General features: G+C 40.3%; 17 protein-coding genes. All 17 read right to left on the reverse strand.

Features of this window, described 5'->3' with window-relative positions:
• Positions 1 to 340 precede the first annotated feature (340 nt).
• On the reverse strand, positions 341 to 1,537 hold the full coding sequence (locus tag BLR42_RS00955) for a site-specific integrase (RefSeq protein WP_091865819.1): 1,197 nt from the start codon (positions 1,535 to 1,537) through the stop codon (positions 341 to 343).
• A gap of 118 nt (positions 1,538 to 1,655) precedes the next feature.
• Positions 1,656 to 2,021 (reverse strand): excisionase, encoded by a 366-nt coding sequence (locus tag BLR42_RS23435; protein ID WP_242879148.1) that lies wholly within the window; start codon positions 2,019 to 2,021, stop codon positions 1,656 to 1,658.
• On the reverse strand, positions 2,014 to 2,430 hold the full coding sequence (locus BLR42_RS00965; protein ID WP_091865821.1) for a replication initiator protein A: 417 nt from the start codon (positions 2,428 to 2,430) through the stop codon (positions 2,014 to 2,016). Before BLR42_RS00965 ends, BLR42_RS23435 begins: the two co-directional genes overlap by 8 nt.
• A 180-nt stretch (positions 2,431 to 2,610) precedes the next feature.
• A complete protein-coding gene (gene mobC / locus BLR42_RS00970) occupies positions 2,611 to 2,958 on the reverse strand; it encodes a plasmid mobilization protein (RefSeq protein WP_091865823.1) in 348 nt (115 codons plus the stop codon).
• A 622-nt stretch (positions 2,959 to 3,580) separates the two neighbouring features.
• Positions 3,581 to 4,219 carry a GyrI-like domain-containing protein gene (locus tag BLR42_RS00980; RefSeq protein ID WP_091865827.1) on the reverse strand — a complete coding sequence of 213 codons (639 nt, stop codon included), beginning with the start codon at positions 4,217 to 4,219 and terminating at the stop codon, positions 3,581 to 3,583.
• 5 nt (positions 4,220 to 4,224) lie between these two features.
• A complete protein-coding gene (locus BLR42_RS00985; protein ID WP_242879149.1) occupies positions 4,225 to 4,515 on the reverse strand; it encodes a DUF3795 domain-containing protein in 291 nt (96 codons plus the stop codon).
• Positions 4,508 to 4,873: an MmcQ/YjbR family DNA-binding protein gene (locus tag BLR42_RS00990; protein WP_091865830.1), complete on the reverse strand. Its 366-nt coding sequence runs from the start codon at positions 4,871 to 4,873 to the stop codon at positions 4,508 to 4,510. Before BLR42_RS00990 ends, BLR42_RS00985 begins: the two co-directional genes overlap by 8 nt.
• 39 nt (positions 4,874 to 4,912) lie before the next feature.
• On the reverse strand, positions 4,913 to 6,112 hold the full coding sequence (locus BLR42_RS00995; protein WP_091865832.1) for a winged helix-turn-helix domain-containing protein: 1,200 nt from the start codon (positions 6,110 to 6,112) through the stop codon (positions 4,913 to 4,915).
• A 12-nt stretch (positions 6,113 to 6,124) separates the two neighbouring features.
• Entirely contained in the window at positions 6,125 to 6,490 is a 366-nt protein-coding gene (locus tag BLR42_RS01000) for a RidA family protein (RefSeq protein ID WP_091865834.1), read from the reverse strand.
• Entirely contained in the window at positions 6,477 to 7,403 is a 927-nt protein-coding gene (locus BLR42_RS01005) for a helix-turn-helix transcriptional regulator (RefSeq protein WP_091865837.1), read from the reverse strand. The genes BLR42_RS01000 and BLR42_RS01005 overlap by 14 nt, the downstream gene beginning before the upstream one ends.
• A 289-nt stretch (positions 7,404 to 7,692) precedes the next feature.
• Entirely contained in the window at positions 7,693 to 8,631 is a 939-nt protein-coding gene (locus tag BLR42_RS01010) for an amidohydrolase family protein (RefSeq protein ID WP_091865839.1), read from the reverse strand.
• Between the two features lie 308 nt (positions 8,632 to 8,939).
• Positions 8,940 to 9,383, reverse strand: a complete 444-nt coding sequence (locus tag BLR42_RS01015) for a hypothetical protein (RefSeq protein ID WP_091865841.1) — start codon at positions 9,381 to 9,383, stop codon at positions 8,940 to 8,942.
• On the reverse strand, positions 9,383 to 11,041 hold the full coding sequence (locus BLR42_RS01020; protein ID WP_091865843.1) for an ATP-binding protein: 1,659 nt from the start codon (positions 11,039 to 11,041) through the stop codon (positions 9,383 to 9,385). Before BLR42_RS01020 ends, BLR42_RS01015 begins: the two co-directional genes overlap by 1 nt.
• 12 nt (positions 11,042 to 11,053) lie before the next feature.
• Positions 11,054 to 12,253 (reverse strand): DUF4297 family anti-phage-associated protein, encoded by a 1,200-nt coding sequence (locus BLR42_RS01025; RefSeq protein WP_091865845.1) that lies wholly within the window; start codon positions 12,251 to 12,253, stop codon positions 11,054 to 11,056.
• A gap of 17 nt (positions 12,254 to 12,270) precedes the next feature.
• Positions 12,271 to 12,969: an RloB family protein gene (locus BLR42_RS01030; RefSeq protein ID WP_091865848.1), complete on the reverse strand. Its 699-nt coding sequence runs from the start codon at positions 12,967 to 12,969 to the stop codon at positions 12,271 to 12,273.
• The gene (locus tag BLR42_RS01035; RefSeq protein WP_091865850.1) at positions 12,962 to 14,188 is read right to left on the reverse strand and encodes an AAA family ATPase; all 1,227 of its coding nucleotides are present in this window, start codon (positions 14,186 to 14,188) and stop codon (positions 12,962 to 12,964) included. Before BLR42_RS01035 ends, BLR42_RS01030 begins: the two co-directional genes overlap by 8 nt.
• A 584-nt stretch (positions 14,189 to 14,772) precedes the next feature.
• Positions 14,773 to 15,125, reverse strand: a 353-nt coding sequence (locus BLR42_RS01040; protein WP_139165079.1) for a transposase, incomplete at its 5' end; no start/stop codon positions are given.

The raw sequence follows: 15,125 nt of genomic DNA on the forward strand, positions 1-15,125 counted from the left end.
AAAGAGCAGTCATTCTGTTAAGAACAACTGCTCTTTATGTAAAAAACCATATTCAATTCGGATGAAGTATTCCTATTAATCTGTTGGGGGAAAGTTGGGGTAAAACCAGTTTTTCCACATCTAAAAACGCCTTAAAATCTGGGCTTTTCCATGTTTTCCGCATACTATGCCGTGGCAGACAAATAGTATCTTTATCATATCGTTTTTCCTTGTTTTATCAGGGCTCAGACACCTTTTTCATTTTCATTTGCCGGCATAATATATGCATATTTTGGCATATTTACACCGGCAAAAGGTGTAAAGTAAGGTGTAATTATTTTTCGTTTACACCTTAAGATTTTCACACAACATTCAGCTTCTCGATCTCTGCTTTTGCATCCTCAAAATTCACGTGAGTATAGACATTAAGCGTAGTTCCAATGTCTGCATGTCCCATGAGATACTGAAGCGTTTTCGGATTCATCCCGGACTTCGCCATGTTGGAACAGTAGGTATGACGGCATACATGAGGTGTAATCTCGGGCAACTGAAGCTTATAAATGGAATTATACTTGTCCACTATATGCTTAAAGTAATGGTCCCAGTGAAGCGAGTATGTAATGCTTCCATCCTTGTCGTAGTACAGGAATCCGGTATACCCGTCAACTATAGGCTCAACCTTGGGCGCGCTGCGTTCAGAGATGATCTTTCTAAAGCAATCCTCAACATCTTCTGTCATAGGTAGTACTCTGGTTCCGCAAGTAGTCTTTGTGCTCTTGATGTAGTATCCGATATGTGCACGCTTCTGAAGCTGATGGTCCACATTGATCTTGTGATTCTCAAAATCAATATCCCCAAGAGTCAGTCCGCAAAACTCCGAGATGCGAAGCCCCGTATGGAAAAGAATATAGATTCCTTCATAGTATTTGCAAAAATGAGGATCATCTTTTACAAACTTAAGGAATTTTCTCTCTTCGTCCCTAGTTATCGAAAGCCTTGTATGGCTGTCATTTACGATCACGGATGCCAATTCGAAATCAAACGGACTCTTGCGGATCAGATCATCATCCACAGCCATCTTAAAAGCCGGTCTTAAGACGCCTCTTAAAGAATGAATTGAGCTATAACTCTTTCCATCTGCCTGAAGCTTGATAAGCCAGCATTTTGCATCCGAGAGGCGCACCGTATCAATGCGTTTTCTGCCAAAGGGATCCTTACTCAGGAAATTGGTCACCGTCTTATAACCCGCCTTTGTTGTGGGCCTCACACCGGTCTTCGTAGAAATGTATTTCTCCACAAGTTCCAGCACGGTCATATTGCCACCATTTGAAACGATGTTGTCAAACAGATCAGCCTGAATCTGACGTTCCATTTCCCTTAGTGATAAAGTTCTGACTTTTCCCTGTGGCGTAGCATCATTATGATCAAGCCTCCAACTGTAAACGAATTTTTCTTTTCCGTTGGCATCTATATACTTGAACTGATACCTTCCGTCCTTACGCTGGATCTCTCCGTTGTGTAAAACTCTTCCTCTGTTATCCTTTCTTTTTTCGCTCATATTAGTAGTCCTCCTTGTCAAAATAAAAAGGCGAACTACCCGATATTGACATTATATCAATCGGGCTGTTCGCCTGCCACGTATTTTTTGTTGTGTTTTCATTATTTGATGTGCTTATTCATACCGCCGTTGCCTGATCAAGAAACTCTTCGAAGAGTCTTCTTTTGATACGCTGATGCGATCCTATTTCAAGAATGAACGGCTCATTATAGTGCTCTGATATAATACTTCTAAGTCTTTTTTCTCCAATCCCGTAATACTCAGCAGCTTCCTGTATCGATAGAGAATATTTATCCGCAATAGAAACAGCAGGGCTATCTTTCACCTCTTTTACCGGAACCGCTTCTTTCATAGTCTTCTTCAGCTCACAAAGAATTCCATAAGCAAGCGGAACCATCGTCGGAACTTTAGCGGGACGTTCTGTAATCTCATGTATCAGAGTTATTCCGTTTGCATTGTTGCATCCAAGATCTGTATTAAGCATATTTCTCATCTCCTTCCATAGTTTTCTTTACTCCGGGCTTCCAATTTGGATTGTATGGCGAAAGGAGATTATACACATAAATCCTGTTTGGCTTTCCCAGCCCTCTGTGCTTCCTCTGAACAAGATCATATTTCTCCAATTCCTTCAAAAGCTCATTGATCTTTTTGTTCCCACAGTTCATAAGTCTCATCATCTCTTCGATGGTAAAATAGATAAACACGCACCCGTGATCATCTCTCCAATCACTTCCATTGATCTCCGAGAGACATCTGCGATCAAGCAAAATCATGTATAGCATTTTTGCATCAATCGACATTTCTTCGAATGCAGGATCCTCAAACAATCTCTTCGGAAGCCTGTAAAACAATCTTGTGTCATTCATTAATTCTTCATATTCTGTCATATTCATTTTTCTTTATTCCTTTCTTTTTCCATATTGAAAATTATGTTGTTTATAAATTGGCAAGCAGTGCATCGGTGTACACCTGATGCGATTTTGCTTGTTGGGGAGTATGCCCCAATCCCCCCGATTGCCGATTTTTCATCGACAAGCTACGCCTGCAAGCAGGCTAAAAACAATTTTCCAAAACTACATAATTTCAAGCAATTTATCAAAATACTCTTTTACCGTTTCCAGAACCTTCTCATGCTCAGCTTTCATATCAGCGATAATTTTTTCATCAACCCAGCCATAGGTATTGGCTGCTTTTGCAATCTGATTAATGTTTCTGCTGTCGATGCACATCATCTTGGCAAGATCATGAATTGCAGTAAAATCTACATTGATGTAATATCCATCGATTGCCATTTTTCTGATATAGGCACTCATATTCTTGAAACCCATTTGCTCCATCCTATCCCGAATCAGTTTTAATTCTTTGTCAGAAAGCTTGATATGGATCTGTCTGTTACACGGAAGATATTCTTGATTAAACATTTTTCTTTCTCCTCATAAAATGAAAAAGACATCCCTAAGGATGCCTGCGTTAACAGTTACCGGTATTCTTTTCTATGATCCTCTCAAAATGATCACCTCCTGTCCTTATCCCATCCGATCCACCGTAGTGTAGTTTTGACACACTACGGATAGGATACGATTAGTATTAATAAAGTCAGTTTTATTTCTCTCAGTCTTATTACTTTGTCCTTTTGACATTTCTTCACGTTTCTGAAGGACATTTCCTGAAGTCTGATTTTCATACTTCCCGCGTGTCCTTTTAAGACTACTATGGTATGATTTGGACACACGAGAGTAAGTTATCCACATCCAGATATGGTAAGTATAATCCCCATCATTTCGCATCATCTCCTTCTTTCCTCGAATATTTGTTGATACTGCACAAACATTTTTGTGAAATATAACAGCAAAAAATCGGTATACTTTGTAGACATCTTTTTGCCTTTTACCCATGATCCTGCTTACACAATTATTAAATGGCAACAAAAAAAGCCCAAACTACAAGGAGTCTGAGCTTTGTCATACATTTATAAAACTGTCTGTTTACCGATTTTTGGGTATAAGAAACACACCAATAATATAGAATATGTGTTCGACTTTGTCAAGTATCTTTTCTTCTAATAGGATGCCTAATTACTGTCTTCATTTTCTCCGGAACTACTTTTCTTGCATCGCTCAAATAAATCTCGTGATGTAGACGCTTATCTGTAATATCAAGCTCATACCCCTGTTCTTCCGTGAACTTGTGCATAGCATCAACTGTAGCAGGCTCGTCATCATAAGAACCGAGATGCATACACTGGACACATAAGCCCTCTTCAATAGTCAGGAACTCAACCTTAGAAAAATCTAGTTTTTTCTTTTTTGTCGCCACATTTACTGCCCAATTGAAATCATATTCGCTCACAAAATCCGGAAGGCGTATCACAGAAATCCAGCGAAAATCTTCCTTGTGTGCATAATCAATACCGTCCTTACCGTCCATCCACCAAAAGCCCTCCAACGGTGGAACCACATAATCGAAGTATCCATCTATCTGATGGTCGCCTTTCTTGCTCATCTTGATAGTAAAAGCTATCCCATATAACAGTCCTATTGCAGCTTTATATTCACCATTTTCATCGTTTGGATTGCCTTTGCCACGAATCGCAATATAATTCATCTTTGGAACCGATATTATTGCCGGTTTATCTTTGGGCATGTAAAACTCTTTGTATTCTTTCTTAAAATCAAACGCCACTGCACTTACCCCCTTAGTCGTTTTACTCTTTCGTCCACATTCTTCATAAACTCTTCTTCCGACAGACTCGGATCCCTAGTTCCCAGTATCAGGTCGCAGGGCAGATTATCACACTCTCCACAGGAATTAAAACCATTCCGGATCCGGCAACAATAATATATGGGACACCCCTTTCCTTCCGGTGCATGAAACACCTTTCCACATACAGCATTGCAACCCATACACATTTCTCCGTAGCAATAGCACGCACTGCAGTCCGAACCACAGCAGCTAATCATTTCATTAAGATCACTCATCTCCCAATATCTCCTTTTGCTTTTTCTTACTGAAACTTCCAAGCACGATTTTGTATGCCTTTCCAAGAAGATCCATTAAGATATCATCCGGCACATCACCATCTGCTTTCACGGAATTCCAATGTATCTTATTCATGTAATAGCCGGGGATTATATCCTCGTACTGCTTGCGCCAGAAATCCCCCTCCAACGGTTCCAGTTTCAGCGTTATGTAATAGGGCTTATCATAATCATCCAGGCATATTGCGGCAAACATCTTCCCACCGATCTGGTAACGGATCCAGTTCCAATCCTTCTGCAAGTCCTTGGTTACGCCAGGCATTTTCAGTAAATAATCATCAATCCATTCGTATTTCATGACATCAGTCTCCCATTTTCTTAACCAATATGGCTGAGTTCAAAACTCTTTTTCCACAATCTTACAGTCGTTGAATTTCGCAAAACCGTCCAGAGTTTTCTCCAATGCCGAATTTAAGGCTTTTGTCTGTCGGATTCCTTGCTCCCACCATAAACCTTTTACATGAAGGGCGCATCTATTACGATCCGGAACCGCCTCAATACGGCCGACAAATCGATCCCCATATACAATCGGTAATGTATAATAACCATACTTTCTCTTAGCCGCAGGTGTATAAATCTCCCAGGAATACTTAAAATCCCACAAAGCAAATATTAAGGCCTTATCCCATAGTAGAGGATCAAGCGGCGCCACAAATGACATCCTTGGTTTCAGATCCGCACTTCCGTTAAGAATGTCCTTCATGAGAGATTCATCTTCTGTACGATAGTAAAAATGTGTCTTTATCCCCTCTACCATAACAGATTTGATCTTATCAGTAGCTGACAGTTCAGAGAGCACTTTTTTCCTTAAATCAGCTTTCATATCAATACCCAGAAAAGCTGTGCTGCTCTTATCCCACAGCAGGCCAACCGCTCCGATTCTTCGAAGAACCCGCCATATGATCAGACTAAACTCATCACTACACGGATTATCTGCTTTCAGTATCGCGACAGGAATGTATTTCTCTGCAAGGTCGTAATACTTACGGCTGCCATTTTTATGATGAATGATCAGTTCACCCTCCGTATATAACTGTTCCAAAACCGATCTTGCCGCAGGAGACTTTTTTTGCCAGTTGCCGCTCCAATGCATTGAAGAATGCCAGTATATCTCACCTTCGATTGGTAATGTATCGCTGCAGACTGGCCCGTTCTCCCTAATATATGCTACAGCCTCTTCCTTTATTTCTTGCAGTCCTTCAAAACCATCGCCCATTTTCTTGCTGCGATCCCTGTAGGAAGCAAAATATGGCCAGTCCTCTATGGGCCATATGGATAATTCCTTATCAACATAGTCTACAAGTTTACGGTCTTCATACAATAGTTCTCGCAGCATTGATTTCTTAAAGCCTTTGACTCTTGACTGTAGTGTCAATTCAGCATTCTTGCCGCAAACATCAACCGGATCAAACTGAATGCATCCTGCCTGACGCACATAGTCATAGGTCCCTGCCTTACCCACAAAACGATATGAACCAATCAATCCCTGCTTTGCCAATATAAATTGCCTAGCCTGTTGTTTTGTAATGGTTAGCATATTCCCAGCCCCTTATCCAATGTATGCAACCGCATCGACTTGAAATTGCAGACCGTCCTTGCCACCCACATGCGCAAATTCGGTCTGTATTGACTTTCTCACAGGATACTTTCCGCCAAATCTTTCTTTTATGATTCTTTCCATGACAGGAATATTCCAAACGTCTCTGAACAAACAATCCATCTGAACCACAGATTCCAGAGTAAGTCCGACCAGAGCAAGCCTTTCCTCCATATTGTCGAAAGCACCATTTATCTGCTCTTCTATAGTTCCTCCGACATTTCCAACGCAGTATCCTAAAAAACAAAAATCTCCTGCTTTAATGATTCCTGAATGTGCCCATTCTTCGCTTACATCGTATCTTTCAATTTTCCCCACTTTTCTTTCCTCCATATTTTTTGAACATTGATTCTGCGATACTTTTTAATTTCTCACGTACTTCTATCGGTTCAATAACCTCAACTTTATCTCCAAAGGTAAGCATCCACATGGTAAGATCGTTCATATCGCTGTAATCCTGAATCAAAAGAAGTCTTCCGTCTTCTATAACCTTATAGCAATCCGGTCCAAATTCTTCAACCAACCTCCATTTCATGTCAGGTTCAAATAAAGCCTTGAGAATTATATTCCTTGGAAATGCCATCTCCGAAGTAAGGTCAGGCACCGGCGCATTTCTGCATAAAAATTCCTGTTCTGTTTCTTTTACCTTATCCATGCGATTCAGCTTAAACAGCCTGTAATCTTTACGTTTCAGGCACCATCCATACACATACCAGCTGGTCCATTTGAAAACAACATAATATGGTTCTATAGAGCGCTTGCTCTCTCCTGAGGGCGCATAATAGTCAAATTCCAAAATATGCCTGTTCTCTATCGCATCCTGCATAGTAGCTATCTTGGGTGCAAGTGAAGTCTTGTACCAGGAGGACAAATCAATCAAAATAGAATCTCTGCCACTGATAAGTTCTGACGATCCAGCCTGAATCTTTTCCATCAATTGACCGTAATACCTGCTTCCACTCACACTATCCAAGCTCCGAAGTCCGGCAAGGATCATCTGCATATCCCGGGATGTCAAAAGAGTCCTGTCCATTCGGTATCCATTCATAATGGAGATACCACCTCCAGATCCTTGCATAGTGCGAATCGGTATTCCCGCCTTGCAAAGAGCTTCTATATCTCTGCCTATCGTTCTTCGTGACACTTCAAAATGCTCCGCAAGCTCAGGCGCCGTTATCATCTCTTTCTGCAACAGTATCGATAATATTCCGATTAGCCTGTCTATCTTCATATGCTTACCTTTCCTGATTATCCTATCAAAGCAAACAAGACAACTGTATGTCTTGTTTAGAATAAATTTTTTCCTGTACTCCAGTTTCAGTTTCAAAGTTCAGAGTACAGGAAGTGTTATTACCGTTTTAATAAAACCTGATGTAAAGTTAAAACCCCAAAACAATAAAGCGATATGTCGCGTAGCTCATCTGTCATACAGATGTTCCCGGGGATTGGGGATTGCACCCAACAAGCCAGCGCATGCTTTGTCTGGACACAGACATTGCTTGCTAATTTGTATAAATGCCTTAATTTGCATCTAACCCAATGATTCTGATATTGTCCAGTTCCTCCGCAGTCAGACATCCGCTCTGATATAAACGGAGGTATTCCTTGGATACGTCCGAATCAAAAATCAATACATCATCTGAATTGATGGTTACATCCACACCGCTATGATAAAGCTCAGCAATGGGGTGAGTCTTCAAGTCATTAACCCTTCCAAGAAGATAGTTGCTCGATGGTGTAATGTTTAGCCGAATCTTATGATCTGCCAGAAAACGGACTACAGAAGGATCATTTATCGCCGCGATCCCGTGCTGGACCTCATCAAGTTCCAAACATTCTACAGCCTTGCGTACATCCTCAGCCGTTCCCCATTCACCAACGTGAGCTTTGAGTCTTAGTCCTTCAGCCTTAGCTCGTCTATAGATGGGGATAAAGTTTTCTATGGGCTGCGCCAGCTCATCTCCATACAAATCTATGGAATAAAAGGCTTTGCATCCCCAAAAATGAGACAGACAATCCTCTAAATACGCAATATCACAGTGACGCGAAATTCCAATCTGAAGCCTGAGTTCTATCTCCGGTGCGATCTCTCGGTGAGCGGTTTCAAAAGCATCCACCAGTTCATTGATGTCGTTGCCCCAAAATGCACCCAGCCCCCAAACATCTTCACCAATCTCAAGAATGGAGACCCCATCCTCCTTTGCCTGCACAAAGGTTGCCTTTATCAACAGCCTTCGCCCTTCCGGTGTGTCAAAAAAATTTCCTATATTCGCTCCGTTCCATGCATGCATTTCATCCATAGAATTAAGAGGCTCGGTAATCGGCCGAATATCCCGACCAGAACGCTCAAGCAAATATTTCCGGCTTCCTCCAAGCACAAAATGATTGTGCAGATCAGCCTTGGGAAATTTGCGGATTGTTTCTATATTTCCTTTTTTGAGTGCTTCTATAAAATCCATATTTTTCTGTCTCACATTAAATATTTTTGGGTGTTCACCACCTCGTTTTTTCTCCCCTTATCTGTCTGTCAGAAAAGATAGCTACGAGTACTAATAGGAACCATATACATAATCAAAAACATCTAACCTTATCTGACTGAACTTATATTGAACAGGAACTCCTTTAGGAATCTTCATTTAAGGCTATAGCCGCCACCCCATACAAAAATCCTACCTACTACTTTTTCAGAGGAGGCGAAAAAGCACCGCCAAACAATACAATGTAGGCTAGCCTGTAAATCATGTATTATCCGTAGTCGATAGCATAGTCACATGCACTTTTTCATGTACCTCATAACCACTTCATATCTCAGGTCAAATTCATGGTTTCCTCCAAACGGATCATCTTCTCGAGAATATGCTTTTGGCTCATCAAGCTCAAATTTATCATGAAAACCATTGGTTCTCAAACCAACATATACAGGCTCTGTAAACCTCAACTTCTTATACTTGTACTGGTCTCCAGTAATATCAACAACAGTTCCGTCCATCGTTTCAAGCCAAGCATGTGATTCCCCATTTACCCCATAGCCATACCGTCCTGACATATACCATGTAAAAACATCTTGTTCAAACAAATATCGTTGGAGCAAATCACTTGCCATGCCGCAACAGCCCATCGGAAAAGAAGCCATTTTTCGGATTTCTCCATTTCGAATCGCTTCTTCTATTGCAGAACGAAATGCTGCTGCAATTTTATAAATATCTTGCATCACTGTCTTCCCCATATTTTCTTAATCTTATCTATATCAAGATTATGCCATTGTTCTTGCCATAACTGCCAGTATGGAATATCTGTGGAAGCCGGAGTGGGATCACACATATCAACCTGTACAACTGAGGGAAGTACTACCGCATCTCCAATCAAGAGACTTTCCCCAGCTCTCAATGTTGGCATCCTATCAATAAGATTCCCCATCGTATCAGGCAGCAATCGCTTAACGTAGTTCTGATCCGCAGGATTAGTCAAACGCAGTGCAAGAAAATTGTTGCATTGCGAAAATATGGTCTCTGATATTTCTGATGGTCTTTGGCTTGCAAGCATAAGTGTAACGCCATACTTACGCCCCTCTTTTGCAATCCTCTCAATAGATTCTCTTGAAGCCCTATACTTAGCGGCATCATTATTAGGCACATATTTGTGAGCCTCCTCATAGACCAACAGAAGCGGGACATCGTTAATCTCATTAACATCTTGATTCTCATCTATCCTTAACCGCTTATAATAATATCCGTATTCAAATAAAATACGAGAAATCAAAGATACCGTAATGCTCAATACATCAAAGGGAACCCCACTCAAGTCAATGATTGTAACATTTGATTTATCATCACCATATCCTATAAGGGATTTAAGGACTTCTTCGAACGTCATATCCCGTGCTTCATTCCCTAGTAAAAAATCAAGCCGGCGATCAGAAAGTTTATTCTCAAATCTGCTTACAAAATTAGTGAGTTGTCCATTAAGCGGACCTGCCTTATCTTTGCCGGCAGTAGCAGACGGAACCCGCTCCGTATCCTTATCTCTTGCAAACTGCAAAACTTCCCTTATTTCAAACATTAACGGCGAATCAAAATGTATCTTTTCCTTTTGTCCTTCAGCACCATCGAAATGGTCTTTCTTACTTTTTACAACGGCTTCCTTAAATACATTTCTCTGATTGTGATCATTAGCTTCAGTATCAATAAAGAGTTCCTGAAGCTCATCACTGTTAAGAAGCCAATATGGAAGTTTCAAATTAGTTATGTCGATAAACTTAGCATCTGGGAAAGCGGCCCGATACTCGGAATGAATATCAAAAATCACCACATGAGAGTTGTTCAAACCTTCATATTCCCCTATTTTTCCTCTCACTGCATTTTGAATAATCTTTGCCACAGTATGCGATTTTCCTGAACCCGTCGATCCGACTATGGCAATATGTTTATTGAAAAACCTGTCTCCATCCACTGGTACAGAAATAGAACGGTTCGTGGACAGTTTCGCAAAGGCGAACTTCTTCTCTTCCGAAAGAGACTCCTCAAAGATTTTCTGGATTTCTTCCATTTTGGCAGGTTCTACCTTCTTTGGCGGAATAGCCAGTGTGTCACCTCCTCGTTCAAATTTCCCATCGCGGATAATGCCAAGCGGATTTGCTTCTAGGATATATTTCCTTTTGGGTTCTTCCTCAGACGAATTGGCAACCTCAATCGTGAAGTTTTCGATAACGGCTATCATAACAGCATTGTCATTATCTGCAATACGTAGATAGGATCCAACTCTCAGATTCTCCTCAGCTATGGTAAAATCCTCAATGCTATCTACGGAAATGCGCACCTTATCTGGAAATACAGCTATGACTTCTGCCGTCATTTTCTCTTCTTGCTTCATAATGATCCTCCCTCAAATTATCTTGGTAACATCCTTTGTTCTCAAGATTTGAAAATCCCTACCTACATATTGTTTGCGTTCATAGAAAGGCTTCTGCAAAAAGAACTGATACACCTCCTTGGTTCCTTTGCATTCATCCAATACAAGATCTATTTCATACTTCCTACATAAAATCTTCGCTCGAACACCCAGGAATGCATTGATAGGTCGTGAGAGTGCTGATGGATTGAAGGTGGCATCCTTGTATTCATATCCATCCCAAATGTAATAAGCATTTTCTGTCAGTAATTTCTTTACGTTAGCCAGCCTTGTATCTGATAAACCATGCAAATATATATACGGGCAGAACGGATACGGTTCCCTTTTCGATGTTCTGCTCCATTTTTTGCTCGTCTCCATAATAATCTCAGCCATATCCAAATCCGAACTGGTTCCATCATATTCCACCAGGAAAAAGCGATGCGTGGGAGAGATATTGCTAACGGTAAAGAATTGCTTGCGCACAGCTTTATAGTATTTGTCAAAACCTATATAATCAATGTACCATCTATCAAACAGTTCCTGTTTCCTCTTTATTGCAGCAATAAACTGCCCCTTAGTCACTGTCCGAGCGGGTTTTGTCTTCTTAACGGCTACATTTTTCACAAAGGTTACTGCATTGTTATAGTAGAAGAATCTAGCATCATACTCTGTACATCCAATGACCGACTGGAGCTTGGCAACAATCTTTTCAATTTGTTCTTCATAAGAATCGGCTTCAAGTTGCAGTTCCAATTTGTCCAGAAACTTTTTAATATCCAAATCATCCAGATTTAATTCTTCATATAAAATATGCTCTTTTCCCTTGTTCTTATACGTAAAGAACTTTTCCTTTGCATATGCAACATCAATATCTTTAGGTATTGTATCCATACCTGAATTGTAGTGGCCATACAGTCTATACCGATACATCCGCTCGTCCTTGTTACTGGCATAATGTCGAAGCATGGGACGGATTGCTTCTCCTACCTTTGATGGAACACATTTTGTTTCCTCATAATACTTACACTGAACAGCTTCTGTGAACTCATCCAGTATAATATCGACATCTTCGATTCCCTCAACGCACACAGATGCATTGTTGTTTTGGAGATAAAGAAGCTGCAGGATATAGTAATCAAACTGATAATAATAGCCCTTAATTGTACTTGTGGCTTCCCTACTTCTCGGCATAAGATGCCCCTCTTTCTTCACATAAATTTTTCCCGATATTCCTCCGGAAGATATTTTGCCAGTTCCTCCACAAGCTCATAAACCTTTGTGCCAGGTGCAATATCTGCCGGCGAAAGTTTCATATTATCCTCGATAATCCTTCGCGCATATCTTGATGCCAACTTAGGATTACCCTGATTCATTAAAATATCGAATGTCGCACTGTTGTTCTTTTGATATTTTCCTATTCCAAGTTCCCTATACTTCTCATTAAGAAAGCTGATATATTCACTTCTATGGTTATTTGAAGTATAATAGGCAAAGTGAAGGAGAAACCAAAACTCAATGCATTCATTACTCCAGGCTGTGTGATATTGCAACAAAGGATTATCCTTATTCAGTGATTCTGCTCTACTCACTACTCCATTAAAGTTCTCTGCCGGAAAGCTGTCTTTATCATACACGCACCATATCTGTCCTTTTTCAATATGGTTTTCTTTGATATATCTTTCAGCTCGGTTGATAACTCTCATAGTCTCTGCACCACAAGGTTCTATTTGAATCAAAACCATGTCCCTGTAGATCGGGTTATCTTCAATAAGCTTTTTGAATCCACTAAAGTAAAGAGGTTCCGTCTGCTCACCTTCGCAAAAAATATAGTATCTGAATTCCTTCATCTCTAGATATTCCTGGCGACGTTTTTTTCTCCAGTTCTCTGTTCCAACTTTTTTAGGCATTTACAACACTCCAATCTATAATTCTCCTCAGGTACGGATCTGCGCCATATTTGCCTTCCAGATACTGTTTATCATATTTGGCATCCTTTCGGACGACCTCTCCATTCCCCGTCTTGAATTCAACAAGCGAATATAATTTCGAGTTCTGATTATTTCCTTTTGCAACAAACCATATTTCATCTCTTCTAAAGACTTCATTATTCATCGTAGAAAGATCATGCGACGTAAATATCAGTTGCGCTCCGTGTTTATTGATTGTCATATTGTTGTATAACATGATCACATACTTTAAAAGTACTGGATGTATTTTAGCGTCCAGTTCATCAATTACCAGTGTCGTGCCAAGAACAAGACTTTTAGCTATGAACGGGAGCAAACCAAATAATTTTTTGGTTCCACTTGATTCCTCTGACAAAGTAAGCTCTGCTGTGAATCCGTCAACAACATGCTGCGTAAACACTTCAATTCGACCATTCTCTCTTTCTTCCACTCTGAAGTTTTCAATATTAAGATCCATTTCTCTGATCATATCTAATACAAGCTGCTTTACCTCTTCTGAAGATGCAATTGCCATCCGTAATTCTTCAAAGGGATTTCCATAATTAAGAAAGTCTATTCCATCTTCAAACCAGTTCATGACATCAGCTACAACATCATTATCCATATAGGTAATCCCCAAATAGGAAAGCAAAGGCAGATTCCTTGAAAGGCCTTCGCTGATTTTTAACTTAGCGAATACACCCTTAAGATTTATTTCATCACCTTTACGAAGAAAAAGCGCTGACTTTCTGTTAGTCTCCAGCTTCACTCGATCCAGGCTTTCATTCACCACTACACCATCCTTAATATGAAGAGTATATTTGTATTCTGCCGTCCTAGTTCTGAAGAATATTTCAAATTCTGTAGGGTTATTCTTTCCTTCTTCTGAAAACATAAAGGGCTTAACAGGAAATCTGTTGAATTTATAGTCAGCACTGTCATTCTGCTTTGTGGCGTAAACTGGTCTTAATACCATGGTTCCGAGTGTTTGAATAGCTTCTAAAACGGTTGACTTTCCTCCACCATTCGGACCATAAATAGCTGATACCGGCAGAAACAACTGATCGTCAGCATCTTTTATAACACGATCTGCATGTTCAGAAATTGCAGCCGCTTGCATATCGAATATGATCTCATCCCTAATACTTTTAAAATTCTTTACTGAAAACTGACATAACATTGCATTATCCTCCAAACATCCAAATCTATGGTATGAACATTTTGTAGCATTATATTATCGTATTTTGTGTATTACGTCAACATATTCGAGAGTTTTTCTCGGATATCGTTCTGTAAATTGTCATTTTCGTGTTATGAGGCTGAATTTATCCTATATTTGTCCTATATAAAAAATACAAAAAAGCACCCTGCATCACGCAGAGTGCTCTCGTCATTCATCGGATAGTTCACCTTCAAAAGGTGTAAACGGGGTGTAAATCTGTTTGATAAATCTTCAAAATGCCGTATTTTCAAGGTCACCTGCTCTACTGAAATCTCTTGCCCCAGCAGACGAACAGAATTTTTATCATATCTTTTGGTTCTCTCTTTCAGAGGTGTGTTCCTTCCCAAATCAAAAGGTGTAAACAAGGTGTAAAACAGATACCTCTCTGCTCATAAATAGCTTATTTCCGCCATTCTTTGCTTTGGCATTAAATCCTGCCGTGGCAGACAAATAGTATATTTATCATTGAAATAGCTCCTTTTTATGGCTCTTCAGGGGTAATGGTGGGTAAAAAATGCCATCATCCCCAGCATTTATGCTGATCATGCGCCTCGAGATTTTCTGTTAGGAAGTGGAATCCTCAAATCCGAGCATACTAAGTAGACCATATCGAGCATGTTTTGGATATTGCGAAAACCATATGCCTTGCGGACAATCAGTTTGATTTTGTTATTAGTAGCCTCAATTCGTGCATTGCTCATACCCAGCCGTATTGCATTGAGTATGTGATCCCTGTGACGTTTGATCTTGAGGTATAGCTCCTTGAAAGCATCAATCCTGCTGTGACTTGCCCACCAGAGCCACCGCTTAAGAGCGGCTTCTGCTTCGTCAGTATCTTTGATTTTTAAGATGAGACGGAGCGTTTCCTTCATTCGGTAAGCTCGATACAGACGAC

Origin of the sequence: Butyrivibrio sp. INlla16 (genome assembly GCF_900104155.1) — a bacterium.
In the GTDB taxonomy this organism is placed as follows: Bacteria; Bacillota; Clostridia; order Lachnospirales; family Lachnospiraceae; genus Butyrivibrio.

Coding starts and splice junctions, on each gene's coding strand:
- BLR42_RS01005 (WP_091865837.1), bottom strand. CDS start 7,403: ATGAAGATAGACAGGCTAATCGGAATATTATCGATACTGTTGCAGAAA.
- BLR42_RS00990 (WP_091865830.1), bottom strand. CDS start 4,873: ATGAAATACGAATGGATTGATGATTATTTACTGAAAATGCCTGGCGTA.
- BLR42_RS23435 (WP_242879148.1), bottom strand. CDS start 2,021: ATGCTTAATACAGATCTTGGATGCAACAATGCAAACGGAATAACTCTG.
- BLR42_RS01035 (WP_091865850.1), bottom strand. CDS start 14,188: ATGTTATGTCAGTTTTCAGTAAAGAATTTTAAAAGTATTAGGGATGAG.
- BLR42_RS00965 (WP_091865821.1), bottom strand. CDS start 2,430: ATGAATATGACAGAATATGAAGAATTAATGAATGACACAAGATTGTTT.
- mobC (WP_091865823.1), bottom strand. CDS start 2,958: ATGTTTAATCAAGAATATCTTCCGTGTAACAGACAGATCCATATCAAG.
- BLR42_RS01030 (WP_091865848.1), bottom strand. CDS start 12,969: ATGCCTAAAAAAGTTGGAACAGAGAACTGGAGAAAAAAACGTCGCCAG.
- BLR42_RS01010 (WP_091865839.1), bottom strand. CDS start 8,631: ATGGATTTTATAGAAGCACTCAAAAAAGGAAATATAGAAACAATCCGC.
- BLR42_RS01020 (WP_091865843.1), bottom strand. CDS start 11,041: ATGAAGCAAGAAGAGAAAATGACGGCAGAAGTCATAGCTGTATTTCCA.
- BLR42_RS00985 (WP_242879149.1), bottom strand. CDS start 4,515: ATGAGTGATCTTAATGAAATGATTAGCTGCTGTGGTTCGGACTGCAGT.
- BLR42_RS00955 (WP_091865819.1), bottom strand. CDS start 1,537: ATGAGCGAAAAAAGAAAGGATAACAGAGGAAGAGTTTTACACAACGGA.
- BLR42_RS00995 (WP_091865832.1), bottom strand. CDS start 6,112: ATGCTAACCATTACAAAACAACAGGCTAGGCAATTTATATTGGCAAAG.
- BLR42_RS01025 (WP_091865845.1), bottom strand. CDS start 12,253: ATGCCGAGAAGTAGGGAAGCCACAAGTACAATTAAGGGCTATTATTAT.
- BLR42_RS01015 (WP_091865841.1), bottom strand. CDS start 9,383: ATGCAAGATATTTATAAAATTGCAGCAGCATTTCGTTCTGCAATAGAA.